Below are 24,958 nucleotides of genomic sequence, written 5' to 3'. Positions count from 1 at the left end.
CACCGCTTTTTGCCCCGGAACCGCCGGCCGGCGGGAACGGGACTAGAGCCCCTGTGTACAGGCGTCACTCTGGTTGCAGGCGACGTCCCGGTAGTCGCCCAGGGCGATCTCCGCGAAGTTGGCGAGGCTGGTGGTGCCGGGGGCGAAGTAGCCGGGGTGGCCGGAGGCGCCGGCCGCGCTGATGACGCGGGCGCCGAAGGAACTGGAGACCGGATCGGCCCCGTGGCCGAGGCCGGCGAACTCCAGGTGGGGGACGTCGCCGATCCAGTCACCGGCGTCACGGGCGGCCCAGATGTGCGCGGTGGTGTGCAGGTCGTCCGCGTGCCGGGCGCGTACCCCGGGGCTGCCGAAGACCGTGATGTCCGAGACCCGTCCGCGCGGCAGGTCGGGGGCCGCCACACCGCACAGCACCGAGCCGTAGGAGTGGCAGAACAGCGCCACCTCGGCCTGCCGGGGCAGCGCGGTGACCAGTCCTTCGAGCCGGACGGCGCCGCGCTCGGCGTCCAGGCCGGTGGAGGCGTCCAGGCCGACCCCGATGGGGGTGGTGTAGTCGGCCCAGGCGACGACCGCGGTGTGCGCGCCGGGGTCGGCGGATGCCTCGGCGCCGTAGAGCTCCCGTGCCATGCCGGCCGGTGCCTGGTACGGCTTGTCGTCCCGCTCGAAGCTGAGCATGTCGGTGTCGACGCCGGGGACCACGATCGAGATCCGGGAGGCGGTGTCGAGGTCGCCGAGGACCTCGGCGGCGCGCCCGGCGCCGGTCGGGTCGAAGGCGAGGATCTGCCGGTTGCCGGTGAGCAGCGAGGTGTACCGCTCCACCAGCAGGCGCGCGTTCTGCCGGCCGACCGGGGTGAGCTTGCCGCTGCGGTAGAGCGCCCGCTCCGCGCTGCGGGCCTCGGTGAGGGCGAGGCGGTTGGCGAGGTAGCGCAGCGCCGTCGGGGCGCCGTTGAGGTTGCCGACCACCAGGGGGTAGCGCTTGGCGAGGCCGAGCCGCTGGGTGGCGGTGAGCGAGGCGAAGAAACGTGCGATGGCGCCGGGCGCCGCCTTCGGGTCGGGCAGTCTGCGCAGGCCGACCTTGCCGCTCATCCACGCGGAGATGGAGGCCGCCCGCGCGTCGGGGAGGCCGTGCGGGCGGACCGCGGTCCACCCGGTGGTCGCCAGCATGACGAAGACGACGGCCAGGGCGAGCAGAACTCGCACGGCGGCAGGGCTGGTACGCAGATAGAAAAGGGTCACTCGCGGTTGCCTCGCGCATTCATTCCCGCGATCAGCGGGCCGGTCCGGGGTAAGGGGCGGTACGGAGAGGTACTGAGAGGTACTGAGAGGTGCTGAGCGGTAAAAGGGCGGTGAGGAGCGGTGCCGTCAGTGGGCAGTGCCTCCTCCCTGCAGGTTAGAAGACACGGTCCGGCGCAGGGCCGCTGCGTGACGGACGTCACGTTTGGCAACGGAATAAGGACAGTAGAGGTTACGTGCCGAATCTCTACCCGGATAGGTCCTGACCGGCGCGAAAAGCCACGAAAAGCCAGAAAAAAGGCCCCGGCCGGTGGTATTACCACCGGCCGGGGCCAGGAAAATCGGCTCAAAACCGCTTACGCGTCGCCGCCCGCGGCACCCGGATGGGCCGCCGCCACGTCCAGCAGCTGGTACCGGTCGACGGCCTGCTTGAGCACCGAACGGTCGATCCTGCCGTCCTGGGCCAGCTCGGTCAGCACGGCGAGCACGATCGACTGGGCGTCGATGTGGAAGAACCGCCGGGCCGCCCCGCGGGTGTCCGCGAAACCGAAGCCGTCCGCGCCGAGCGAGGCGTACCGCCCCGGTACCCAGCGGGCGATCTGGTCCGGCACCGAGCGCATCCAGTCCGAGACCGCCACGAACGGGCCCTCGGCCCCGGAGAGCTTCCGCGTCACGTACGGGACGCGCTGCTCCTCCTCCGGGTGCAGCAGGTTGTGCTGCTTGACCTCGACCGCCTCGCGCCGCAGCTCGTTCCAGGAGGTCGCGGACCATACGTCGGCCCGTACGTTCCAGTCCGCGGCGAGCAGCCGCTGCGCCTCCAGCGCCCACGGGACCGCGACACCGGACGCCATGATCTGCGCCGGGATCGCGCCCGCCTCGCCGGCCTTGAGGCGGTGGACGCCCTTGAGGATGCCCTCGACGTCCACGTCGGCCGGCTCGGCCGGATGCTGGATCGGCTCGTTGTAGACGGTCAGGTAGTAGAAGATGTCCTCGCCGGGCCTGCCGTCGGCGGTCTCGCCGTACATCCGGCGCAGACCGTCCTGCACGATGTGGGCGATCTCGAAGGAGTACGCCGGGTCGTAGGCCACACACGCCGGGTTGGTCGAGGCCAGCAGCTGCGAGTGACCGTCGGCGTGCTGCAGGCCCTCACCCGTGAGGGTGGTCCGGCCGGCCGTCGCACCGAGCACGAAGCCGCGCGCGAGCTGGTCGGACATCTGCCAGAACTGGTCGCCGGTGCGCTGGAACCCGAACATCGAGTAGAAGACGTACACCGGGATCAGCGGCTCGCCGTGGGTGGCGTAGGCGGAGCCGGCGGCGATCAGCGAGGCGGTGCAGCCGGCCTCCGAGATGCCGTCGTGCAGCATCTGGCCGGTCGGCGACTCCTTGTACGCGAGCAGCAGTTCGCGGTCCACCGACTCGTACTGCTGGCCCAGCGGGTTGTAGATCTTCGCGCTCGGGAAGAAGGCGTCCATGCCGAAGGTGCGGTACTCGTCCGGGGCGATCAGCACGAAGCGCTTGCCGATCTCCTTGTCCCGCATCAGGTCCTTCAGGACCCGGACGAACGCCATGGTGGTGGCGATCGACTGCTGGCCTGAGCCCTTCTTCGCGGTCGCGTACGTCTTGTCCGGCGGCTGCGGCAGCGGCTTGGCGCGGACCACCCGGCTCGGCACGTAACCACCCAGGCTCTTGCGGTGGTCGTGCATGTACTGGATCTCTTCGGAGTCCCGGCCCGGGTGGTAGTAGGGCGGGTAGCCCTCGTCGAGCCGCTTGTCGGTGATCGGCAGGTGCAGCCGGTCCCGGAACCGCTTGAGGTCGTCGACGGTGAGCTTCTTCATCTGGTGGGTCGCGTTGCGGCCCTCGAAGTTCGGCCCCAGCGTCCAGCCCTTGATGGTCTGGGCGAGGATGACGGTCGGCTGGCCCCGGTGCTCCATGGCCGCGGTGTAGGCCGCGAAGACCTTGCGGTGGTCGTGGCCGCCGCGCCCGAGGTGCAGGATCTGCTCGTCGGTCATGCCCTCGACCATCTTGCGCAGCCGCTGGTCGTCGCCGAAGAAGTGTTCACGGATGTACGCGCCCGTCTCGGTGGCGTACGTCTGGAACTGCCCGTCCGGTGTGATGTTCATCTTGTTGACCAGCAGGCCGTCGCGGTCCTGGGCCAGCAGCGGGTCCCAGGAGCGGTCCCAGACCAGCTTGATGACGTTCCAGCCGGCGCCGCGGAACTGCGACTCCAGCTCCTGGATGATCTTGCCGTTGCCGCGCACCGGGCCGTCGAGCCGCTGCAGATTGCAGTTGACCACGAAGGTGAGGTTGTCCAGCCCCTCGCGGGCGGCGATGGAGAGCTGGCCGAGCGACTCCGGCTCGTCCATCTCGCCGTCGCCGAGGAACGCCCAGACATGCGACGAGGAGGTGTCGGCGATACCGCGCGCCTGCATGTAGCGGTTCATCCGGGCCTGGTAGATCGCGCCCAGCGGGCCCAGGCCCATGGAGACGGTCGGGAACTCCCAGAAGTCCGGCATCAGCCGCGGGTGCGGGTAGCTGGACAGACCGTCGGGCGCCTTCGACTTCTCCTGCCGGAACGCGTCCAGCTGCGCCTCGGTGAGCCGGTCGAGCAGGAAGGCGCGGGCGTAGATGCCGGGGGAGGCATGCCCCTGGAAGAAGATCTGGTCGCCGCCGGTCCCGTCGTCCTTGCCGCGGAAGAAGTGGTTGAAACCCACGTCGTACAGGGAGGCGGAGGAGGCGAAGGTCGCGATGTGCCCGCCGACGCCGATCCCCGGCCGCTGCGCCCGGGACACCATCACCGCGGCGTTCCACCGGGTGGCGTTGAGGATCTTGCGCTCGATCTCCTCGTTGCCGGGGAAGAACGGCTCGTCCTTGGTGGCGATAGTGTTGACGTAGTCGCTGCTGCGCATCTCGGGTACCGCGACCCGCTTTTCGCGGGCGTGTTCGATGAGGCGGAGCATCAGGTAGCGGGCACGCTCGCGGCCGCGCTCGTCGATGGCCGCATCGAGCGAGTCGAGCCATTCCGCCGTTTCCTCGGGATCGAAATCCGGGACCTGGCTGGGAAGGCCACCAATGATGATCGGGTTGCGATCGGATCCGGAAGCCACGCTGTTCCTTCACTGATAGAGGTGCTCTGCTGGGTCGCCGCATCCATCGTGTACCGCGGCGTTCGATACGTCATCTCTACCGTGCGGTAACCGGCGGGCCGGTGGGTTCGGTGGGTGGGTGTGCGGCCGAACGTGAACTGTACGCCCAGCAGGACCCGCGACCGACGCGTGGACCCAATCGCCCGCAACACCGACAAACCGGAGTGATCTGCGTCACCATGGAAGCGAAAACCTGAGTGCGGGATGCGGGGAAGACGGTCGAATCGTCACCGTTTCGGCTGTCTCGTACGCCGGGTACTTGCGCGATCCGCCCCGCCCGTGTGGACTACCGCCAATAAGCTCGCGCCGCAGCGGGCACATACAGACACAGCGAAACAATGCAGTTCCCATGACAGGAGGCAAAGCGTGAGCGCGACCGCGGACCACGCGGAGGAGCGGACCAACCCGGCGAGCCGGCTTGGTTTCGAGCCCGGACAGGTGGTCCAGGAGCTCGGGTACGACGAGGATTGCGACCAGGATCTCCGCGAGGCAATCGAGGAGCTCACGGGCGAAGAGCTCGCCGATGAGGAGTACGACGACGTGCCCGACGCCGTCCTGCTGTGGTTCCGCGAGGACGACGGCGACCTCACCGACGCATTGGTCGACGCCACGTCGACCGTCGACCCCGGCGCCCCGATCTGGCTGATGACCCCGAAGACGGGGCGTGACGGCCACGTCGAGCCCAGCGAGATCGGCGAGGCGGCGCAGACCGCGGGCCTGGCCCAGACCAGCAGTGTGAACGCTGCGCGGGACTGGACCGGCAGCCGTCTGGTCACCCCCAAGGCGGCGAGGGCCGCCCGGCGGTAAGCGGTCAGCGGTAACCAACAGTGCCGACAGCGCCGCCGGGGCTGCGTGCTCTGCCATCTGCCCATCGCATGTGGCCGGGCGCGCGGCTCCCCGCGCGCCCGTCGCTGCCCGGTGACGGGCGCGGGCCGTTCCCGCCGAGAGGGAGCCGTACGAGAGGGAGCCGTACCGTGCCGACAGAAGCCGGCGCCCCCGCCCCCGACTTCCAGCTGAGCGACCAGCACGGTCGCACCGTGCGGCTGAGCCACTTCCGGGGCCGCAAGAACGTCGTGCTGCTCTTCTTCCCCTTCGCCTTCACCAGCGTCTGCACCGGCGAACTCCGCGCGGTCCAGGAAGCGCTTCCCGCCTTCCAGAACGACGACGTACAGGTGCTGGCCGTCTCGTGCGACTCGATGCACGCGCTGCGGGTCTTCTCCGACTCCGAGGAGCTCGACTTCCCGCTGCTTTCCGACTTCTGGCCGCACGGAACGGCTTCCCGGGCCTACGGCGTCTTCGCCGAGGACAAGGGCTGCGCGCTGCGCGGCACCTTCGTCATCGACAAGCGGGGCACGGTCCGCTGGACGATCGTGAACGGCCTGCCGGACGCGCGGGACCTCCAGGAGTACACAAAGGCGCTCGAAGCGCTGTAGTCCGCGGGAACCGGTCACTAAGCTCGGCTCGTTGATCCGGCACGCGCGAAAACCGCAGGTTCAGCACGCAGGGCCCATACAGCACGCACGTCACGCAGCCTGGCTGCGCCGAACGGACGGGAGGACTCGTGGGAGTCAGCCTCAGCAAGGGTGGCAATGTCTCGCTGACCAAGGAGGCGCCGAACCTCACGGCGGTCGTCGTCGGTCTGGGCTGGGACGCCCGCACCACCACCGGCAACGACTTCGACCTCGACGCCAGCGCGCTGCTCACCAACGAACAGGGCAAGGTCCTGTCCGACGCGCACTTCGTCTTCTTCAACAACCTGCGCAGCCCCGACGGATCGGTGGAGCACACCGGCGACAACCTCACCGGTGAGGGCGAGGGCGACGACGAGGTGATCAACGTCAACCTGGCCACCGTGCCCGCCGACGTCACCAAGATCGTCTTCCCGGTCTCCATCTACGAGGCCGAGACCCGGCAGCAGAGCTTCGGCCAGGTCCGCAACGCCTACATCCGGGTGGTGAACGCGGCCGACAACCGCGAGCTGGCCCGGTACGACCTGACCGAGGACGCGTCCACCGAGACCGCCATGGTCTTCGGCGAGCTCTACCGGCACGGCGGTGAGTGGAAGTTCCGCGCCATCGGCCAGGGCTACGCCTCCGGCCTGCGCGGCATCGCCCAGGACTTCGGCGTCAACGTCTGACGCCGCCGGCCGTCGCTGAAGCGACCGCCGGACCGACTGCGGGATCAACTGCGGGATCAACCGCAGCGCCAACTGCGGCACAACCGGCACCAACTGCGGCACCAACTGCGGGGAGGAAAGAACCACGATGGGCGTCACGCTCGCCAAGGGAGGCAATGTCTCCCTCTCCAAGGCCGCGCCGAATCTCACCCAGGTGCAGATCGGCCTCGGCTGGAGGGCCCGTTCGACCACCGGAGCCGACTTCGACCTGGACGCCAGCGCGCTGCTCTGCGCCAACGGCCGGGTACTGGGAGATGAATACTTCGTCTTCTACAACAACCTCAAGAGCCCCGAGGGCTCCGTCGAGCACACCGGTGACGACCTGGTCGGCGGCTCCGGCGGCGACGACGAGACCATCCTGGTCGACCTGAGCCTGGTCCCGGCCGCCGTCGACAAGGTCGTCTTCCCGGTGTCGATCTACGACGCCGACGCCCGGGTGCAGACCTTCGGCCAGGTCAGCGACGCGTACATCCGCGTGCTCAACCAGGCCGACGGTGTGGAGCTGGCCCGGTACGACCTGACCGAGGACGCCTCCACCGAGACCGCCATGATCTTCGGCGAGCTCTACCGCTACGGCGGCGAATGGAAGTTCCGGGCGGTGGGCCAGGGGTACGCCTCCGGGCTTCGCGGTATCGCCCTAGACTTCGGGGTCAACGTTTCGTAAAGCCGCGTACCTCGCGGGGGCTCCCTTGCTCAAGGGATTCACAAGGGATTGGGTGGGAAGCACGTGCTCCTCAGAACTTTCGGCTGGTCGTTCGGCATCACTGCCGCGGGCCTGGCCCTGGCCGGCGTCCTCTGGGGAGGAAAAGGACTCGCGATCGTCGCGATCCTGTCCGTCCTTGAGATCTCGCTCTCCTTCGACAACGCCGTCATCAACGCGGGCATCCTGCGGAAGCTGAACGCCTTCTGGCAGAAGATGTTCCTGACCGTCGGTGTGCTGATCGCGGTCTTCGGCATGCGGCTGGTCTTCCCGATCATCATCGTGGCGATCACCGCCAAGCTGAGCCCCTGGGAAGCGGTGCGGGTCGCGATCGACGACCACGACCGGTACGAGTCCCTGGTGACCGGCGCCCACCCGGCGATCGCCGCCTTCGGTGGCATGTTCCTGTTGATGATCTTCCTCGACTTCATCTTCGAGGAGCGCGAGGTCACCTGGCTGGGCTGGCTGGAGCGCCCGCTGTCGAAGCTCGGCAAGCTGGACACGCTCTCCGTGGTGATCGCGATGGTCGTGCTGGTCATCGCGGCCACCACGGTCGCCACCGGAGTCCCGCTGCACGGCGGCCACGGCACCATCGACAAGGGCGAGACGGTGCTGCTCGCCGGTGTCGGGGGTCTGATCACCTATCTCGTCGTCGGCGGGGTCTCCAGCTTCTTCGAGGAGCGCCTGGAGGACGAGGAGGAGGACGACGAGGACACCGGCACCGCGCAGGTCCCGGCGCCCGGCGGCAGCGGCGCCACCCGCAGCCAGGTGGCCGGACTGGCAGGCAAGGCCGCGTTCTTCATGTTCCTCTACCTCGAAGTCATCGACGCCTCCTTCTCCTTCGACGGTGTCGTCGGCGCCTTCGCCATCAGCAACGACATCTTCGAGATCGCCCTGGGTCTGGGTATCGGCGCGATGTACATCCGGTCGCTGACCGTCTTCCTGGTCCGCAAGGGCACCCTGGACGACTACGTCTACCTGGAGCACGGCGCGCACTACGCGATCGGCGCGCTGGCCGTCATCCTGCTGATCACGATCAAGTACGACGTCAGCGAGGTGATCACCGGACTCGTCGGCGTTGTCCTGATCGCGGCGTCGTACTGGTCCTCGGTGGTACGCAACCGGCGGCTCGGGGAAGGATCCGATACGTCGGACGACAAGGCGGAAGTCACCTCCGGGGTCTGACCCCGGCCGCTTGGCTACGCTGCCCCCGCCGACCGGCGGGGGCAGCGTCGTGTCACCGCGACGACGGCAACCCGGGAGGGTGGAACACCGATGGACTGGCGGAGTCTTCTGGGGCCCAGTGGGGCCCAGCAGTTCGACCTGACGAATGTGCACTCCGTTGAGCTGACCAAACGGCGCCCGGAGATCTCGCTGACCAAACAGGGCGCCGCGATCGGCAACATGCGCGTCAACCTGTCCTGGTCGATGCGTACGTCGGACACCGCGAGCTGGAAGGTGGAGGGCGGCGGCTTCCTCCGCCGCCAGCTGGAGATCTTCAAGCCGCAGGTGGTGCAGGCGGCCGGCCCGGCGATGGTCAATGTGGACCTGGATCTGGCGTGCCTGTACGAACTGGCCGACGGCAGCAAGGGAGTTGTGCAGCCGCTCGGCGACTTCCTCGGCGACCTGGACGCCCCGCCGTACATCAAGATGAGCGGCGACGACCGGTTCGGCAGCGGTTCCGGCGAGACGCTCTTCATCAACTTCGACAAGCGCGACGAGTTCAAGCGGCTGCTGGTCTTCGTCTACATCTATGACGGCACGCCGGCCTTCGACCGCGCGCACGCCAAGGTGGAGATCTTCCCCGGCTCCGGCCCGCGGATCGAGATCCCGCTGAACGAGCGCGAGCCGCAGGCCAGGTCGTGCGCGGTGCTGCTGATCGAGAACCGCAAGGGCGAACTGGTGGTGCGGCGCGAGGTGCGGTACGTGTACGGGTTCCAGGCGGAGATCGACCGGCTCTACGGCTGGGGACTGCAGTGGGGGCGCGGCTACAAGTCGAAGGTGTAGCCGCTCCTCAGTGGGGGCCTCGGCGGCCTCAGCGGCCGGGCTGGAACTGCGGCCCCTGCGGCGGCAGCGTGAACCCGTTGTCGCCGTTGTGGGGCGCGGTGGCCGCACCGACCGGCTGGGGGTAGCCGTACGCCGGGTAGCCCTGCTGCGGCTGCTGCAGGACCGGCGGCGGCGCGGTGGGCGGCGCGGGGGCGGCGGCCACCGGCTGCGGGTAGCCGTACGCGGGCTGCGCCGGGACGTGCGCGGGTGACGAGGGGGCCGGCAGCGGATAGCCGTACGCACTCGTGGGGACCGGCGCGGCGGGCGCCGGGGCGGTGGGTGCCGCCGTGGCCGGTGCGGGGCTCTGCGGCGGTTGTGCGGGCTCGGACTCACCGTCGTCCACCGCGATGCCGAACTCGTTGGCCAGGTCGGCCAGGCCGGAGGCGTACCCCTGGCCGAGCGCGCGGAACTTCCAGCCCGAGCCCTTGCGGTAGACCTCGCCGCAGATCAGCGCGGTCTCGTGGCCGGTGTCCGGCACCACGTCGAAGGTGATCACCGGCGCGGCGTGCTGCGGGCCCGCGGTGTCGTAGAGCAGCAGCGCCAGATCCTCGACCAGGCGGAACGGCCCGCCGTCGCTGGAGGCGGCGAAGACCACCCGGTCGACGCCGGAGTCCAGCGCCGCCAGGTCCACCTCGACGGTGTCGGTGAGGCCCTCCGGGTCGCGTTTCTTCGGCAGGTGGCGGGCGAGGCCCGACGGATGGCGGGGTTCGTTGTAGAAGACGAAGTCGGCGTCGGAGCGGACCCGCCCGTCGGGGCCGAGCAGCAGCACGGAGGCGTCCACGTCGGGGGTTCCCGGCCGGGGCCGCCAGCGCAGCACGGCCCGCACGCCGGAGGCGTCCAGCGGGACGTTCATGCCCTTCACCATCACGTGCGTCATACCGGCCATCCTGCCCTTCCGGCGGGGCGCCCCACAACGCCGGGCGGCGCGCGGAGCGGGCGGGGATGTCGGAGCGTAAAGAATCGGCCTGTGTTGTTGGCATATCCATACAACGGAACCGGCCTCGCGGTCACGCGGTGGACCAGCGTCGGTTACCTGGTTTTCACGCACGGGGGGAACCAGTACCCCGTGGTCGCACGTACGATAATCGGCCAGATGTCTTCGGGCCCGACCACCCTGAAAGGTGGCATATGCGACACTTCGGACATCTCACTTCTGAGCAGAGAAGTGAACTGTTCCACCGCGAGCCCCAGGAGTTCACTGCGGACGCGCCTGCTGGGACGCTCGCCGTCGCCCTCGGGGCCACTTTGTACAGTCCCGCCACCCGCCCCCGGCTCGCGGACGACATCCGCAAACAGGCCGGCCAGGGTGTCGTCTCCATGGTGCTCTGCCTGGAGGACTCCATCGACGACCGCGATGTCGTCGCAGGTGAGGCCAATCTCGTCCAGCAGTTCGCCGACCTGGCGAGCCGGCCCGACCCGGCCGGCTCGATCCCGCTGCTCTTCATCCGGGTCCGCACCCCGGCGCAGATCACGGACCTGGTGGAGCGGCTCGGCGAGACGGTCGCACTGCTGTCCGGATTCGTACTGCCGAAGTTCACCGAGGAGACCGGCGTCCCCTTCCTGGAGGCGCTCACCCACGCCGAGGCCGCTTCCGGCCGCCGGCTCTTCGCCATGCCGGTGCTGGAGTCACCGCAGCTGCTGCACCTGGAGAGCCGGGTGGAGACGCTGCAGGGCATATCGCGGACCGTCGAGAAGTACCGCGACCGGGTGCTGGCGATGCGGCTCGGCGTCACCGACTTCTGCGCCTCCTACGGGCTGCGCCGCGCGCCCGCGATGACCGCCTACGACGTACAGATCGTGGCGTCCGTCATCGCCGACGTGGTGAACATCTTCGGCCGGGCGGACGGCAGCGGCTTCACCGTCAGCGGGCCGGTCTGGGAGTACTTCCGTCACCACGAGCGGATGTTCAAGCCGCAGCTGCGGGTCAGTCCGTTCCGCCCCGAGGCGGTGAACCTGCGCGAGGAACTGCTCGCCCAGGACATGGACGGGCTGCTGCGCGAGATCGAGCTGGACCGGGCCAACGGGCTGCAGGGCAAGACCTGCATCCACCCCACCCACGTGCCGGTGGTGCACGCGCTCAACGTGGTGACCCACGAGGAGTTCTGCGACGCCGCCGACATCCTGCACGAGGACCGCAGCGGCGGGGGAGTGCTGCGGTCGGTCTACACCAACAAGATGAACGAGGTGAAGCCGCACCGGGCCTGGGCGGAACGGACGCTGCGGCGGGCCGAGACGTTCGGCGTGGCCCGGGAGGAGATCGGCTTCGTGGAACTGCTCGGGGCGAGTCTGCCGTCCTCCTGACGGAGCGCCCACCTGTTGTAGCTGGAGTGAGGAAAACCCGCTTTATGGCCTTCACGGCAACGAACGCGCCCTGGTCAGGACAGTGGGTCGCCGACCGGCTGGGCGTCGCCCTGCACGGCGACGGCCTGTCCGCCCTGCTCGGCCTGGCGCTGCGGCGCAACCCCAAGCGGGCGCACCTGCTGGTCTCGCACGTCCTCGGCAAGCACGTGCCCCAGGACCCGGAGACGGTGTACGGCCACGGGTACGCGCTCGGCCGGCGGGTGCGGGAGCTACTGGGCCCGGACGCGGACGCGGCGGTCGTCCTCGGCTACGCCGAGACCGCGACCGGCCTCGGCCACACGGTCGCCGACGGCCTCGGCTCGGCGCCCTACCTCCACTCCACCCGCCGTCCCGTCCCCGGGGTGGCACCGGCCGGCGGCTTCGAGGAGGAGCACAGCCACGCCACCGGCCACCTCCTTCTGCCCGAGGACCCGCTGCTGCTCGCCGGCCACGGCCCGCTGGTGCTGGTCGACGACGAGTTCTCCACCGGCCGCACCATCCGTAACACCATCCGCGACCTGCACGCCCGCGCCCCGCGCGCCCGGTATGTCGTGGTCGCCCTCACCGACATGCGCTCCGCGGCCGACCGCGACGAGCTCACCGCCTTCGCGGCCTCCCTGTCCACCCGTATCGACGTCCTCGCCCTGGCCACCGGCACCGTCACCCTCCCGCCGGACGTACTGGCCAGGGGCCAGGCCCTCGTCGCCGCCCAGGAGGCGCTGGCCGCCGGCGCCCCCGCGGAGCCGGCCGCGCCCGCCGCGGCCGGGCAGGTGAGGCGGGTGGCACTGGACTGGCCGGCCGGGGTGCCGGACGGGGGCCGCCACGGCTTCCTGCCCCGTCACCGGGAACGGCTGGAGGCCGCGCTGCCCGCGATGGGCCGCGCGCTGGCCGCCGCACTGCCGGCCGGCGCCCGCCGGGTCCTCGTGCTCGGCAACGAAGAACTGATGTACGCGCCGCTGCGGCTCGCACAGGCCCTCCAGGACACGGCTCCCGGCGCCGTCGAGGTGCGGTACTCCACCACGACCCGCTCACCAGTGCTCGCCGTCGACGATCCCGGGTACGCGATACGCAGCCGGATCGTCTTCCCGGCACACGACGAGCCGGCCGACGGCGGGAGCGCGGAGCGGTACGCGTACAACGTGGCAGGGTTCGACGCGGTGGTGTGCGTGGTGGACTCCGCGGGGGACACCCCCGCGCTGGAGGAGGCCGGCGGGCTGGTCAGCCGGCTCGCCGGGGTCACGGACACGGTGATCGTCGCCGTGGTGCCGTCGTATCGACCGATGGGAAGCACGCAGAGCATGGGCATGGGCCGGCAGCACACGAGCGGGACACTGGCGGAGCCGCTGAGGGGACCGGAGTTCTCCTCCTACCGCCCGGACGAGGTGGGCTGGCTGCTCAAGGACCTCTCCGCGGTGGAGCTGGAGGCCCCGACCGAGGAGCGGGAGGAGGCGATCCAGAGCGGCGGCGCGCACTACGCCGAGTCGCTGCCCGTGGAGTACCAGCCGACCCCCGAGTACCAGGAACTCTTCCGCTCGGCGCTGGCCGGCTCCGCGCACCGGATCGCCCGCGCGGTCGGCGCGGTCACCGAACTCGTGCTCGCCGAACGCGGCCCGGACGCCGTACTGGTCTCCCTGGCCCGGGCCGGCACCCCGGTCGGCGTCCTGATGCGCCGCTGGGCCCGGCACGCGCACGGCCTGGACCTGCCGCACTACGCCGTCTCCATCGTCCGCGGCCGGGGCATCGACGCCAACGCCCTGCGCTGGCTCACCGCCCACCACGACCCGGCCGATGTGGTGTTCGTCGACGGCTGGACGGGCAAGGGCGCCATCACCCGCGAACTCGCGGACGCTGTCGCGGAGTTCGACGGCTTCAACCCGGAGATCGCGGTCCTCGCCGACCCCGGCGGCTGCGTGTCCACCTACGGCACCCGGGACGACTTCCTGATCCCCTCCGCCTGCCTCAACTCCACGGTCTCCGGGCTGATCTCGCGCACCGTGCTCAACGCCGGCCTGATCGGGCCCGACGACTTCCACGGCGGCAAGTTCTACCGTGAACTGCTCGACGCGGATGTCTCCGGCTACTTCCTCGACACCGTCTCCGCCGCCTTCGACGCGGTCGCCGGCGGCGTCGCCGAGGACGTCAAGTCGCTGCGCTCGCAGGACCGTTCACCGACCTGGGCGGGCTGGCGGGCGGTCGAGCGGATCAGCGAGGAGTACGGCATCGGCGACGTCAACCTGGTCAAGCCCGGTGTCGGCGAGACCACCCGGGTGCTGCTGCGCCGCGTCCCGTGGAAGATCCTCGCCCAGCGCGGGGCCGGCTCCGACCTGGACCATGTGCGGCTGCTCGCGGCCCAGCGCGGCGTCCCCGTCGAGGAGGTCGACGGCCTGCCGTACTCCTGCGTCGGCCTGATCCACCCCCGCTACACCCGTGGCGCGACCGGTACCGACGGCAAGGCGGTAGGCAGCAAGTGACCCCCCAAGCGAACCCGCAGGACACCAGGGCCGCGCACCGTCCGGGCGGCGGCACCCTGGTCGCCAGCGACCTGGACCGCACCCTCATCTACTCCTCCGCCGCGCTCGCGCTGACCATGCCCGACGAGCAGGCGCCCCGGCTGCTGTGCGTCGAGGTGCACGAGGCGAAACCGCTGTCCTACCTGACCGAGGCGGCCGGCCGGCTGCTGGTCGAACTCGCCGACAGCGCCCGCTTCGTGCCCGCCACCACCCGCACCCGCAAGCAGTACCGCCGGATCAGCCTGCCCGGCCGCCAGCCCCGGTACGCGATCTGTGCCAACGGCGGCCACCTGCTGGTCGACGGCCACACCGACCACGACTGGAACGACGAGATGCGCCGCCGCCTCGCCGACGGCTCCGCGCCGCTGGACGAGGTCCGCGCGTACCTGGCGGCCACCAGCGACCCCGAGTGGCTGCGCAAGGAACGCGTCGCGGAAGACCTCTTCGCCTATCTCGTGGTGGACCGCGAGCGGCTGCCGGCCGGCTGGGTGAAGGAACTCGCCGAGTGGGCGGAACCGCGCGGCTGGACCGTCTCGCTGCAGGGCCGCAAGATCTACGCCGTGCCGAAGCCGCTGCGCAAGAGCGCCGCCCTGGCCGAGGTGGTCCGCAGGACAGGCGCGGAACAGGTGCTGGCGGCCGGCGACTCGCTGCTCGACGTCGACCTGCTGATGGCCGCCGGCGCCGGCTGGCGCCCCGGCCACGGCGAACTCGCCGACACCGGCTGGCTCGCCCCGCACGTCACCGCGCTGGGCACGGTGGGCGTCGCGGCGGGCGAGGAGATCCTGCGGCGGATGCTGGCGCGGGTCGCCGGGGACGAGGCGGCGGCGTAACCCCGGGCCGGCTCAGAGGGCGGGTCCGTCGGGTCCGTCGTCGGGGCCGTCAGCAGGGCCGTCGTCCCGTCCGTCGTCCGGGCTGTCCTCGGGGTCCGGGCGGCCCGGTACGACCACCCGGGTGCAGTGCGCCCGACTGCGCTCGATCCGGCGGGCGTTGGGCCGTTCGCTGGCGGTGATGAAGGCGCGGGCCTCGGATTCGCTGCGACCGCCGCGGACATGGCGGCGCAGCAGGCGGCGCTCCCGCAGCCGGCGCGGCGCGTCCACGTACCAGAGTTCGTCCAGCAGATCGCGGACCTGGTCCCAGCCCGGGCCGTCGTCGGCCAGGTAGTTGCCCTCGGTGACCACCAGGCCCGCATGCGGCGGCACCACCAGGCCGGCCGCGATCGGCTCGTCCAGCCGCCGGTCGAAGTCGGGTGCGTAGACCGGGCGTTCACGGGTCGCCCGGACCCGGCGCAGCAGTGCGACGTAGCCGTCCACATCGAAGGTGTCGGGTGCGCCCTTGCGGTCGCGCCGGCCGAGCCGGTCCAACTGGGCGTTGGACAGATGGAAACCGTCCATCGGCAGATACGCGGCCGTGCCGGGGCCGAGCCGCTCGTTGACGCCGGTGACCAGCCGCCGGGCCAGGGTCGACTTTCCGGCGGCCGGCGGGCCCACGAGCCCCAGCAGGGCCCTGCGGCCTGGGATGCTGGGCACCAAGGCCACCGCGTCATCGACGAGCATCTCGACAGCCTAAGACAGGCCCGAGCTTCACACACGGGAGCAGACGTTGTACGAGACCAAGAATCCGCAGCTCACGCCCGAGCTGTACGCATACGTCCTTGAGCACAATCCGCTGGACCCGGGCCAGCGGGAGCTGGTGGACACCACCCACGCCGCGCTGGCCGACGTGGCGGGGCTGCAGACCGCCGAGGAGCAGGGACCGCTGCTGGCCTTCCTGGTCCGGCTGACCGGCGCCCGGCAGATCGTGGAGGTCGGCACCTTCACCGGCTTCTCCACCCTGTCCATGGCCCAGGCGCTGCCCGCCGACGGCCGGCTGATCGCCTGCGACGTCTCCGCCGAGTGGACGGCGGTGGGGCGCGAGGCGTGGCAGAAGGCGGGTGTCGCGGACCGCATCGACCTGCGGATCGCCCCCGCGATCGAGACGCTGCGGGCACTGCCCGGCGGTCAGTGGATCGACCTGGTCTTCCTCGACGCGGACAAGAGGTCCTACGGCGACTACTGGGAGGAACTGGTGCCCCGGCTGCGCCCCGGCGGTCTCGTGGTCGCCGACAACACGCTCTACCACGGCGAGGTCGTCGCCCCCGAGCCCGGCCCTGACGCCCTGGCGATCCGCGCCTTCAACGACCGGGTGCGGGCCGACGACCGGGTGGAGGACGTGCTGCTGACGGTCGCGGACGGACTGACCCTGGCCCGGCGCGTCTGACCCTGCCGGGGGGGGCAGCGGGCGGCCGGGCGTTTTATGCGAACCGGCCGCCGAAGGTCCGGGGCTGCGCCCGCCTGGCGCGAGCCCGTCGGGATACGCTGAGCCCATGCCTCGTTACGAGTACCGCTGCAAGACCTGCGAAACCACCTTCGAGCTGCGCCGGCCGATGTCCCAGGCCAACGCCCCCGCCCCCTGCCCCAAGGGCCACCCCGAAGCGGTGAAGCTGCTCTCCACGGTCTCGGTGGGCGCCTCCGTCGGGTCCTCCGTGTCCTCTGGGTCCTCTGGGTCCTCTGCGTCTTCTGTGTCCCCCGCACCGGCCGCCGGCGGCGGTTGCTGCGGCGGGGGCTGCTGCAACTGACACCGGTCCGCGGCCGGCCGTGTCGTCCGTGGTCCGTGGTCCGTCGTCAACGGCCGGCGGCGCGGTCCTCGCGGATGTTGGCGACGACACGGTTGGCGGTCTCCCGGACGGCGGCCGTCTCGGTGAGGAAGGCCCAGTAGTCGGGGTGGCGGCCCCCCAGGGCGGCCACCGCGCGGTCCAGCCGGGCCACCGCCTCGTCGAGCGGGCGGGCGTGGCGCGGCTCGGGGGTGGTACGGCCCTGCATCGCCAGCCGCTGCGCGTCGCGGATGGCGAAGCGGGTCTTCTCGACCTCGGCCTTCGGATCCTTGCTGACCTCGTTGAGGCGGCGCAGCCGGTCACCGGCGGCGCCCACCGCGCCGTCCACGTCGTCCATCAGGGCCCGCACGGTGGCCAGCTTGGCGGTGGCGTCCGCCCAGCGCTGCTCGGCCCTGGCCTTGCGCGCCTCGGCGAGCGCGTCCTCGGCCTGCCGGACGGCCTTGGCGGCCTGCTCAGGTACCCCCTGGAGATCCTGCCAGCAGGCCACCGAGAAGCGCCGCCGCAGTTCGCTGAGGACCGGGGCCACCCCCTCCGCCCGGGTGGCCAGTGCCTGTACCCGGGTGCGCAGCGACACCAGCCGCTTGTCCATCTCCGCGGCCTGCTCGGGCAGCCGCTCGGCTTCGGCCCTGACCGCCTCCGCGGTGCGCCGCATCTCGTCGGCGCGCCGCACGGTCTCGGTCACCCCGTGCTTGCTCGCCCCTTCGTTGAGCTTGGTCAGCTCCGGGCCGAGCGCTGCCAGCCGGGCCGCGAGATGGTCCGCCTTGAGCCCGGCCGCCCGTACCGCGTCCAGCGCGTCGCTCGCCGCCAGCAGCGACTGCTTGGCCCGCTCCCGGGCCGGCGCCAGCCGGGCCAGCTGCGTCTCGGCCTTGCCCAGCAGCGGACCCAGGCTCGACTGGAACCGCTCCAGCTCCTTCTTGGCGTTCTCCAGGTCGTCCTTCGCCCGGGTGAGCTCGGTCCTGGCCCGGGCCGCCGCCGCGTGGTCCAGCTCGTCCCGGTCCAGGTCGTGCGCGTCGACGGTGTTGATGTAGGCCGCGCTGACCTGGTCGATCCGCTCGCCCAGCGACCGGAAGCCGGCCAGCGCCCGGCGGGCCTCCGCGCTGTCGTCGACCGCGGAGATCGTCTCTATCGAGATCTGCAGGTCGCGCTGCGCGGTGTCCAGCTCGTAGAACGCCTGGGCCGCCGCGTCCTTCGCGGCCTGCGCCTCCGCACGCTGATTATTGTCGCCGCGCCGCCACCACGAACGTGCCGTCGTCACAGTGACACTCTCTCCCCGCGCTCAGCCCTCACCACCGTTCGCTCCATCCTCCCACCCGCCCGCCGCCGGCACACTGCCCGGTCCGTACACCCACGGTTCGCCCACGGTTGCTGACCAGCCCCCAGGGCAAGGTAACCTTTGACGTCGCAACTCCCGGGGCGTGTAGCTCAGTGGTAGAGCGCCGCCCTTACAAGGCGGATGTCGGCGGTTCGAAACCGTCCACGCCCACCCCCCCAGCAGGTCTGATGTAGAGAACTGCCAGGTCAAAGGCTATGCCGGGCCTGGCCATTCCGCTTTGCCAACAATGTGGGCGCACTCTAGGAACGCGCTGAGCGCATGCTGGGTACGCGGCCTCATCTCCCGATCGTCTCCCAAATGATCAAGGCGTTCTTGCAGGTGGGCCGGACATGGCGAGGCCCCCGTCACCCGTCGGCGACGAGGGCCGGCCTACCCCGGGAGGACCGACGAGGGGGCGCCTACAACGGTCTCCCGGGGAGTCGGTGGTTTGACTTCCCGCAGTGCCTAACGAGTTGCACCTACCAGGCGTTGTTCACTCGTTCGAGTGAACATGTGTTCGAATCACGTACACGCATCCTAGCCTCGCGGCGTCGGGCTGCCGCGGGGCCGGCTGTGCGGGTCGAGCGGTTGTTGGGGGTGGCCTGCTCATCTCGCGGGGTCCGGGCGAGGAGCTGGTTGAGCGGGTGGGGCCGCCCCAGATCAAGATCGTAAAACACTTCAGAACTGCTGTGGGCTTATGATCGTTTGCGGATCAGCGTTTGTCGAGTGCCCGCACCTCCCCCGCTGCCCGACTGGGTTCACGACCGCCGCCGCGAGCACGGCCGCCGTATCCAGTTGTGGCGCAGAGAGCGCGGGTTAACCCAGGAGCAGCTCGCCGAACGCACCGAGACGACCCTGTCCCTGTCGAGCATTCAGCGGGTGGAGGCCGGCGCCGAGGTTCACTTCTCAGCGATCATCATCGTGGCTGATGCTCTCGCTGTTCCCATTGGGACCCTCCTGACCACTGATCCGGGGATGGATCCGCCCGCCAGCTTGGGGGGCGCTGGCGGGCGGTGACTGCTGCCCCCACCATGCAGCTATGCGCGTAGCCGGGGCAAGGGTGCTGCATATATCTGCTACGACTGCCATATGACCCGAGGGTCTGCCGCCACCGCCCGGGGCCGCCTATGCGCTGCGGCGGACGTACTTACGGTTACACGGCTCAGGGTGGATCCACTGGGTGGGCGCCGGCGCGGCGTCTTGGTCGGCCGTCACCTCGCGAGCCTCGCCTTCGATTGGCTCATCGCAGTCCGCGCAAATCGGCCGGGCGGTCACGCGACGCCCCTTGCGGCACGGTGGGCTTCCCAGAGCTCGCGGCCAGTGGGGCAGTTGTGTAACCGGGTCAGGCATTCGTCGCAGCCCCGGGAGTGGGAGATGTAGGCGCGCCACGTGACGTTGGCGGCCGACTCCTGGCCGCGGCCCTCGGGGACTGGCTTCACCGTGGTGCCTTCGAGGAGCACGAGGGGTTCTGGTCCGTCTCCTGTGTCGAGCCAGTGGCCGCCGGTATCTGCGATCTCCGTCATTTCCCCGCTCCTTGCCGTTGATCAGGGCTGTTACCAGAGTCGGTGCACCCGGGTGTGCGCGGAAGTGTGCGCTGGGCGCCTGTGGTGGTGACCGAAACGCACACTGTGTGAATGGGAGTTGGCTACGCTCACGGCACTGAGAGTGATGTGAGGAACGCATGGAGCCCAACACCCTCCTCGACGCCCTGCTCGACGAGGCCGGCATGTCCCGCAAAGGGCTGGCCGCACGCATCAACCAAGCCGGCCACGCCCGCGGGAAACCCATGCGCTACGACCACACCGCAGTCATCCGGTGGCTGTCCGGGGCCCGCCCGCGCGGTATCACCCCCAACTTGATCTGCGACATCCTCTCCGAACGCCTCGGAAGACCCATCTCCCTCGCCGACATCGGCATGGGTCCCGCGTCCCCCACGACGCCAGCCGCCCCCCTCGCAGGGTTCATCGAGAGGTCCACCGCCCTCTGGCGCGGGGACAGGCAGCACCGTGCAGACGTGGAACAGACCCCTCTCATCACCGGCCTGCCCGCGATCGGACCCGTGTGGGAGTGGGAGAACCCGCCCGACGACCTCGACGTATCCCGCCCCGGCACGATGCGCGTCGGCCGCACCGACATCGAGGTCCTGCGCTCGGCGCGCCTGCACTACGAGGCGATGTACCGGCAGGCCGGCGGCGTCGCCACCCGTGGGCGCATCGTGAAATTCCTCGCCGAGCAGACCGCCCCCCTCGTGCGCGGCGCCTACACCAACACGACCGGCCGTGAGCTGCACCGGGCGACCGGCGGCCTGGTGGCCGTCGCCGGGATCTGCTCCTACGACTCCAACCGGCAAGGCCTGGCCCAGCGGTACTTCCACCAGGCGCTGCGCCTCGCGAAAGCATCCGGGGACAGGGCGTTCGGCGGGTACGTGATGGCGCTCCTGGTGAACCAGTGCCTGTTCATGAAGGACTACCGGCAGGCCGTCGCGTTCGCCGAGGCCGGGATTCGCGCGGCCGGCGGGGCGATCTCCCCTGCCCTGGCCACTGACCTGTATGCGATGCAGGCCAAGGCGTTCTCACGCATGGGCGACCAGGCGGGTGCCCACCGGTGTATGACCGCAGCCGAGGAAGCCGCGTCCCGCATCCGGCCCACCGAGGAACCAGCGGAGCTCGGCTACGTCCAGCCGGGCCTGGTCGAGGCGCAGCTGGCTGAGACGCTTATCAGCCTCCGGGATTTCGCTCCGGCGCAGGACTATGCGGCGGAGGCGGTGCGGGCCGGGGCGCATGCCCGCGGCAGCATCCACCGTCTGGCGACACTGGCGACCGCCGACCTCGGGCGCGGGGAGGCCGAATTGGCCGCCGCCCACACCCTGGACGCGTTGGAGCTCGCCCGCGGTCAGGAGTCGCAGCGTCTGCGGGACCGTTTCGTTCGTTTGCGGGGGATGCTCGCTGACAACGGTTCGGCGGTCGGCGTGGACGTGGTCGAGCAGATCGACGCCTCGTTGTCTGTTCCCTTGTAGGGGTGCGGCTCGGGTAGCGTCCCCGTCTACGAGTCCAGGACGGGAGCGGCGCGGTGTCGGTGTGGAAGAACCTCGGCGAGAAGACGGTGTACGAGAACCCCTGGCTGCGGGTGAACCTCGCGGATGTTGAATTGCCCGATGGCCGTCACCTTGACCACTATCTGATCCGGCAGCGTCCGGTCGCCCTGGCTACCGCCGTGAACGAGCGGGATGAGGTGCTGCTGCTGTGGCGTCACCGGTTCATCACCGACACCTGGGGGTGGGAGTTGGCGGCCGGTGTCGTTGAGGACGGCGAAGACATCGAAGCCGCAGCCGCCCGCGAAATGCTGGAAGAGACCGGGTGGCGTCCGGGTGCTCTGCAGCATCTGCTGACCGTGGAACCGTCGAACGGCCTGTCTGACGCCCGGCATCACGTGTACTGGTCGGAGACGGCTGAGTACGTCGGGTACCCCGAGGACGATTTCGAGTCGGACCGCCGGGAGTGGGTTCCGCTGGGCGATGTGCCGACACTCCTGGGCAGGGGCGAGATCCGTTCGGCGAATGCGGTGGCGGCGCTTCTGCTGCTGCATCACATGCGCTGCCGGTAGGCATATGCCGTCCGCCCCGCGCCTGTTACGTGCGTGACCTCTGCGCCACTAGGCTTGGATCATGCCCCCACCGCCGTGTACCTGCGCTGTCGCGCGCCCGCGTCCGGTGGCGGCGACCCGGTCGCCGGAGGCCGTCAACGCCGAGATCCACGAGCTTGCCGACCGGGCCCCGCTGACGGATGCGGACCAGGTGCGGCTGGCCGAGCTGTATGCCGAGTGGCTGGCAGTGGCGCGGGAGCGGGACGCGGCGTAGGTACGCTGACGTGCAGATGCCCCGGCCGCTTTCCTCGGTCGGGGCATCGCTGCTTAGCAGGTCAGGCGGTACGGCGCTCGTACTCGTCCCGGTAGGGCTGCTCGTTCTTGCGAACCTCTTCGGCGACCCGCTCGGCGATCTCGGTCCCGACACGCCCTCGGAACTCCAAGTCGTCTCTGTCCGCCGGGGCGACGCGCGCCTTGGAGTAGAGCAGGCACGGGGCATCGGCCCCGTAGCCGAACAGGAGGTAGACCTCGATCGTGTCGTCGTCGGGACCGGGCTTGAGGTCGATGTTGTACGTGCGGGTGTGGTCGCGCGGGTGGTCCGGGTCGTGGAACTCGGCGTAGCCGGTCAGGTAGTCGTCCGAGACGTAATCAACCAGGCCCGGGTTGTCGTAGTCGAACGGGTGCAGCTCGAAGCCGTTGGCCATCAGGGCCGTACCGGCTTCGAGGATGGCGTGGGCTTGACGTAGGCGCATGGTCAGTCTCCCTTGCAGTTCGGGTAGGTCCGCAGGTGCTTGGTGATGCTGGCGGGCGCCCCGGCGTAGTCGCAGCCGCGCGGGCACAGGTTCCAGCCGCCACGGTCGAGGGCGGCTTCCCGGATGGTCTCCTTGCCGCCGGGCGCGAACCCGGTGTCGGCGAGGAGGCGGGCGACGGACGCTTCGTGGTGGACGGCCATGTAGGCGGCTTCGGCGGTCTTGTCGTGGCCGGAGGCGAAGAACTTGCCGATGCCGATCTCGTTGCCGCAGCCGCACCAGCAGTTGCCGGTGGGGATGAGGCGGGGCTTGTCGTTGCTTGGCATGCTTCCAAGGTAGCAACCCAAGGATGTGCGGCAAGGGTTGATGGCTAGGATGGCGCGAATCCGCCACGCCCCCAGACAGCAGAACGCCCCGGCCGAAACCGGGGCGTTCTTTCGCGGTCGGGGCGACAGGGCCCGCCGTTCAGGCTGGCGGGAGCCTCCCGGTGCTACGGCCCGTAGGCTGGGACCGGATCCCATCCCTGTGCGTCACCCCTGTGTGGGAGCTGAGTGCGTTGGCCGCGCAGCACAGACCGATGCTGACCCTTTGCGGGGGGTCTCGCGGCCTCGGGATCTTTGGCGCATCCTCCCGGGCGATGCTGCGCGCCCATGGACACGTCAGGGCCAGTGTGGCACGCCGCACTGACAGCGCGACGCCCCTGCCTCCGGGTGGGCGGCAGAGACATCGGCGCGCGATTGGCCGGCCAACAGCCAGCACGGGCGGCGCGCACCACCAGCGGGCAGTCTGACACCCAGGTGAGACACGGGGTACGGAGTCCCGGCCCCCGGGTCGTAGGCTCGCCCCGTGGCTGACGAACCGATCCCCGGACACCTGTTGGACCTGCAACGTGCTGTGCTTGCCGCGCAGGCGGAGGTGACCGCGGCGTCCGCTCCCCCGGGGCGTGTGGCGGACTGGCCGCCGGAGGATCAGGCCCGGCTTGTGGCGGCCCGGCAGGCTGAGCTCGATGCGGTGTTCGCGTTGCAGGAGGCCCGCCGGGGTACCCCGTTCGAGGCGGTCGCGCAGCAGTGGCGACTCCGGGACGCCGCACGCGAGGCGTAGCCCCCGGGGTGCTTAAGATCGAACCTATGTCCGATCCACTGCCCCGCCCTGTGACGGTGACCCTGCCCGGTGTGGTCGCCGGGCGGCTCCTTGGGTGGCAGCGCACGGACAACGGGTGGGTGGCGGAGGTGGCCGTGACCATTCCCGCCGCGAACGTGCGCCCGGCCGACGAGAAGCCGGCGCCCCGACCCGAGCCTGCTGCCCGCTGGGTGGTGGCGCCTCTGCACCGCCACGGTGACGCCCCCGATGAGGTCCACCGCGCCAACCGCTGCTGGTACGTGACCACCCGCCCACCCGGGCAAACGGTCACCCAGGACCAGGCCAGGGCCGCCCTGGCTGCCGGGGCCATCCCCTGCCAAATCTGTGACCCCCAACCCTGACGGGGCGGCTACCGGATCGCCCCGTGATCCGTTGCCCCCGGGGTCCGTTCGCTCGGCCACGTGTTGCACCAGTGGCATGCCCACCGCAGGTTCGGCACCGTGTTCGGGCCCCCGGCGAACCGGGCCACGATGTGGTCCAGGCTCCCGATGCGGCGGCCCACATGCCCCCACGGCGCCGGCTTCCTGGTCACCGGGTCCACTGGGGCGCCCTTCCACTGCCAGTGACCCGCAGTGCGAGCACCGGCCTCGGGCGGCGTGCAGGATGCCGTACACGTCGTCGGTGGTGATTCGCTCCTCTGGGCGGCCACTCATCAGCCGCACCCGGTTCGCGCGCTTTGCCTTGAGCCCGCACCATGCCCGGACCTCCCGCAGCGGGGTTGCGGCCCGGTACGCGTCGTAGGTGAGGAACCGGGGCGGGGGCGCGGTCAAAGTCGGCGGGATGCCGGCCTGCGCCTCGTACTCCGCCGGGGTCGCCGGGGCAGGAACAAGCCCCAGAGCGGCAGCTATCACGTCCATGCCCTCGCTCACACCCAGCTCCCTAGTTGTCGTTTCTGAGGATGGACATGATTCCGCCGATCACGAGCGTCGCCAGGATGATCCCGGCGAAGAACCCGCCGGGCCACCACACCACCCACAGCATGCAGACGATCAGCACGCCCACCCCGAGCGCTGCCAGGGCGATGCCCAGCAGGACCAGGATGAACGGCACCGCCAACGCGGCACCCGTCGCCAGCCCCAGGACCGCCAACAGGTGGCGCCACAGGTCATCGGGGCCGGGCTCAGGCTTCTCGGTGCTCATTCCCCGCTCCCTGGGTTGGACGGGGTGGCGGCTGGTGTGAGCCAGTTCTCCCCGTTGTGGTCCCAGGCCAGGCGGTCGCTGGGGTCCGTGTAGCCGGCGCCCTCGTAGCAGCTGTCGCACCATGCCTCATGCTGCCCGTCGTGCCCGTCTGGCAGGTCACACACGGATGTTCCGTGGGCGTGGTGCAGCTCGGCGCCGCATGCCGGGGCATCGGGGTCAGGCATCGTTTAGTCCTCCTTG

General features: G+C 70.4%; 27 protein-coding genes and 1 tRNA gene. 18 read left to right on the top strand and 10 right to left on the bottom strand.

Features of this window, described 5'->3' with window-relative positions:
- Nucleotides 1-42: 42 nt before the first annotated feature.
- Nucleotides 43-1,233 carry an alpha/beta hydrolase gene (locus tag OG552_RS10895; RefSeq protein ID WP_329131696.1) on the bottom strand — a complete coding sequence of 397 codons (1,191 nt, stop codon included), beginning with the start codon at nt 1,231-1,233 and terminating at the stop codon, nt 43-45.
- 353 nt (nt 1,234-1,586) lie between these two features.
- Nucleotides 1,587-4,334, bottom strand: a complete 2,748-nt coding sequence (gene aceE / locus OG552_RS10890) for a pyruvate dehydrogenase (acetyl-transferring), homodimeric type (RefSeq protein WP_329131694.1) — start codon at nt 4,332-4,334, stop codon at nt 1,587-1,589.
- A 405-nt stretch (nt 4,335-4,739) separates the two neighbouring features.
- Here aceE and OG552_RS10885 point away from each other — a divergent pair, with 405 nt between their 5' ends.
- The 6 genes from OG552_RS10885 to OG552_RS10860 all read left to right on the top strand — a co-directional run bounded on the left by OG552_RS10885 (nt 4,740) and on the right by OG552_RS10860 (nt 9,256).
- Nucleotides 4,740-5,180: a DUF3052 domain-containing protein gene (locus OG552_RS10885; RefSeq protein WP_329131693.1), complete on the top strand. Its 441-nt coding sequence runs from the start codon at nt 4,740-4,742 to the stop codon at nt 5,178-5,180.
- Between the two features lie 167 nt (nt 5,181-5,347).
- Complete coding sequence (locus OG552_RS10880) at nt 5,348-5,806, top strand: peroxiredoxin (RefSeq protein ID WP_329131691.1); 459 nt, start codon at nt 5,348-5,350, stop codon at nt 5,804-5,806.
- Between the two features lie 128 nt (nt 5,807-5,934).
- Nucleotides 5,935-6,510 carry a TerD family protein gene (locus OG552_RS10875; protein WP_329131689.1) on the top strand — a complete coding sequence of 192 codons (576 nt, stop codon included), beginning with the start codon at nt 5,935-5,937 and terminating at the stop codon, nt 6,508-6,510.
- Nucleotides 6,511-6,637: 127 nt separating this feature from the next.
- A complete protein-coding gene (locus tag OG552_RS10870) occupies nt 6,638-7,213 on the top strand; it encodes a TerD family protein (protein ID WP_329131687.1) in 576 nt (191 codons plus the stop codon).
- 63 nt (nt 7,214-7,276) lie between these two features.
- Nucleotides 7,277-8,434 (top strand): DUF475 domain-containing protein, encoded by a 1,158-nt coding sequence (locus OG552_RS10865; protein ID WP_329131685.1) that lies wholly within the window; start codon nt 7,277-7,279, stop codon nt 8,432-8,434.
- Between the two features lie 90 nt (nt 8,435-8,524).
- Nucleotides 8,525-9,256 (top strand): TerD family protein, encoded by a 732-nt coding sequence (locus OG552_RS10860; RefSeq protein WP_329131683.1) that lies wholly within the window; start codon nt 8,525-8,527, stop codon nt 9,254-9,256.
- A gap of 28 nt (nt 9,257-9,284) precedes the next feature.
- On the opposite strand, the gene OG552_RS10855 is transcribed toward OG552_RS10860, so the two are convergent.
- Nucleotides 9,285-10,172 carry a TerD family protein gene (locus tag OG552_RS10855; protein WP_329131681.1) on the bottom strand — a complete coding sequence of 296 codons (888 nt, stop codon included), beginning with the start codon at nt 10,170-10,172 and terminating at the stop codon, nt 9,285-9,287.
- Between the two features lie 251 nt (nt 10,173-10,423).
- Between OG552_RS10855 and OG552_RS10850 the strand changes: the two genes are divergently transcribed.
- Genes OG552_RS10850 through OG552_RS10840 form a run of 3 tightly spaced genes read left to right on the top strand, consistent with a single transcriptional unit; the run spans nt 10,424 to nt 14,975 of the window.
- Entirely contained in the window at nt 10,424-11,596 is a 1,173-nt protein-coding gene (locus OG552_RS10850) for an HpcH/HpaI aldolase/citrate lyase family protein (protein ID WP_329131679.1), read from the top strand.
- A 44-nt stretch (nt 11,597-11,640) separates the two neighbouring features.
- The gene (locus OG552_RS10845) at nt 11,641-14,106 is read left to right on the top strand and encodes a phosphoribosyltransferase (protein ID WP_329131677.1); all 2,466 of its coding nucleotides are present in this window, start codon (nt 11,641-11,643) and stop codon (nt 14,104-14,106) included.
- Complete coding sequence (locus tag OG552_RS10840) at nt 14,103-14,975, top strand: HAD family hydrolase (RefSeq protein ID WP_329131675.1); 873 nt, start codon at nt 14,103-14,105, stop codon at nt 14,973-14,975. Before OG552_RS10845 ends, OG552_RS10840 begins: the two co-directional genes overlap by 4 nt.
- 12 nt (nt 14,976-14,987) lie before the next feature.
- Here OG552_RS10840 and OG552_RS10835 read toward each other — a convergent pair whose 3' ends face one another.
- A complete protein-coding gene (locus OG552_RS10835) occupies nt 14,988-15,698 on the bottom strand; it encodes a nucleoside/nucleotide kinase family protein (protein ID WP_329131673.1) in 711 nt (236 codons plus the stop codon).
- Between the two features lie 46 nt (nt 15,699-15,744).
- On the opposite strand from OG552_RS10835, the gene OG552_RS10830 reads away from it, so the two are divergent.
- Both OG552_RS10830 and OG552_RS10825 read left to right on the top strand, forming a co-directional pair.
- Nucleotides 15,745-16,401, top strand: coding sequence for an O-methyltransferase (locus tag OG552_RS10830; RefSeq protein WP_329131672.1), 657 nt, complete (start codon nt 15,745-15,747; stop codon nt 16,399-16,401).
- 106 nt (nt 16,402-16,507) lie between these two features.
- Nucleotides 16,508-16,759 carry an FmdB family zinc ribbon protein gene (locus tag OG552_RS10825; protein WP_329131670.1) on the top strand — a complete coding sequence of 84 codons (252 nt, stop codon included), beginning with the start codon at nt 16,508-16,510 and terminating at the stop codon, nt 16,757-16,759.
- A gap of 46 nt (nt 16,760-16,805) precedes the next feature.
- Here the strand turns inward: OG552_RS10825 and OG552_RS10820 are convergent, their stop codons facing one another.
- Nucleotides 16,806-18,050 (bottom strand): hypothetical protein, encoded by a 1,245-nt coding sequence (locus OG552_RS10820; RefSeq protein WP_329131669.1) that lies wholly within the window; start codon nt 18,048-18,050, stop codon nt 16,806-16,808.
- 156 nt (nt 18,051-18,206) lie between these two features.
- Here OG552_RS10820 and OG552_RS10815 point away from each other — a divergent pair.
- Together OG552_RS10815 and OG552_RS36410 are read left to right on the top strand one after the other, a co-directional pair.
- Nucleotides 18,207-18,278: transfer RNA gene (locus OG552_RS10815), tRNA-Val, on the top strand.
- A gap of 555 nt (nt 18,279-18,833) precedes the next feature.
- Nucleotides 18,834-19,124, top strand: a complete 291-nt coding sequence (locus OG552_RS36410) for a helix-turn-helix domain-containing protein (RefSeq protein ID WP_443070906.1) — start codon at nt 18,834-18,836, stop codon at nt 19,122-19,124.
- Nucleotides 19,125-19,378: 254 nt separating this feature from the next.
- Here the strand turns inward: OG552_RS36410 and OG552_RS10810 are convergent, their stop codons facing one another.
- Nucleotides 19,379-19,630 (bottom strand): hypothetical protein, encoded by a 252-nt coding sequence (locus OG552_RS10810; RefSeq protein ID WP_329131668.1) that lies wholly within the window; start codon nt 19,628-19,630, stop codon nt 19,379-19,381.
- Nucleotides 19,631-19,788: 158 nt separating this feature from the next.
- Between OG552_RS10810 and OG552_RS10805 the strand changes: the two genes are divergently transcribed.
- The 3 genes from OG552_RS10805 to OG552_RS10795 all read left to right on the top strand — a co-directional run bounded on the left by OG552_RS10805 (nt 19,789) and on the right by OG552_RS10795 (nt 21,963).
- Nucleotides 19,789-21,123 (top strand): transcriptional regulator, encoded by a 1,335-nt coding sequence (locus OG552_RS10805; RefSeq protein WP_329131667.1) that lies wholly within the window; start codon nt 19,789-19,791, stop codon nt 21,121-21,123.
- A 53-nt stretch (nt 21,124-21,176) separates the two neighbouring features.
- Nucleotides 21,177-21,710 (top strand): NUDIX hydrolase, encoded by a 534-nt coding sequence (locus OG552_RS10800; protein WP_329131666.1) that lies wholly within the window; start codon nt 21,177-21,179, stop codon nt 21,708-21,710.
- A 61-nt stretch (nt 21,711-21,771) separates the two neighbouring features.
- Nucleotides 21,772-21,963, top strand: coding sequence for a hypothetical protein (locus OG552_RS10795; protein ID WP_329131665.1), 192 nt, complete (start codon nt 21,772-21,774; stop codon nt 21,961-21,963).
- Nucleotides 21,964-22,024: 61 nt separating this feature from the next.
- Here the strand turns inward: OG552_RS10795 and OG552_RS10790 are convergent, their stop codons facing one another.
- On the bottom strand, nt 22,025-22,441 hold the full coding sequence (locus OG552_RS10790) for a hypothetical protein (protein ID WP_329131663.1): 417 nt from the start codon (nt 22,439-22,441) through the stop codon (nt 22,025-22,027).
- Nucleotides 22,442-22,443: 2 nt separating this feature from the next.
- Complete coding sequence (locus OG552_RS10785) at nt 22,444-22,764, bottom strand: hypothetical protein (RefSeq protein ID WP_329131661.1); 321 nt, start codon at nt 22,762-22,764, stop codon at nt 22,444-22,446.
- Between the two features lie 520 nt (nt 22,765-23,284).
- Here OG552_RS10785 and OG552_RS10780 point away from each other — a divergent pair.
- The gene (locus OG552_RS10780; protein ID WP_329131659.1) at nt 23,285-23,539 is read left to right on the top strand and encodes a hypothetical protein; all 255 of its coding nucleotides are present in this window, start codon (nt 23,285-23,287) and stop codon (nt 23,537-23,539) included.
- A 26-nt stretch (nt 23,540-23,565) separates the two neighbouring features.
- Entirely contained in the window at nt 23,566-23,919 is a 354-nt protein-coding gene (locus OG552_RS10775; protein ID WP_329131658.1) for a DUF6233 domain-containing protein, read from the top strand.
- Between the two features lie 538 nt (nt 23,920-24,457).
- On the opposite strand, the gene OG552_RS10770 is transcribed toward OG552_RS10775, so the two are convergent.
- Both OG552_RS10770 and OG552_RS10765 read right to left on the bottom strand, forming a co-directional pair.
- On the bottom strand, nt 24,458-24,718 hold the full coding sequence (locus OG552_RS10770; RefSeq protein ID WP_329131656.1) for a hypothetical protein: 261 nt from the start codon (nt 24,716-24,718) through the stop codon (nt 24,458-24,460).
- Nucleotides 24,715-24,942, bottom strand: coding sequence for a hypothetical protein (locus tag OG552_RS10765; protein WP_329131654.1), 228 nt, complete (start codon nt 24,940-24,942; stop codon nt 24,715-24,717). Before OG552_RS10765 ends, OG552_RS10770 begins: the two co-directional genes overlap by 4 nt.
- Between the last annotated feature and the right edge of the window lie 16 nt (nt 24,943-24,958).

It is taken from the genome of Streptomyces sp. NBC_01476 (assembly GCF_036227265.1).
GTDB lineage: Bacteria > Actinomycetota > Actinomycetes > Streptomycetales > Streptomycetaceae > Actinacidiphila.
This window is presented reverse-complemented; position numbering and strand designations above follow the sequence as displayed.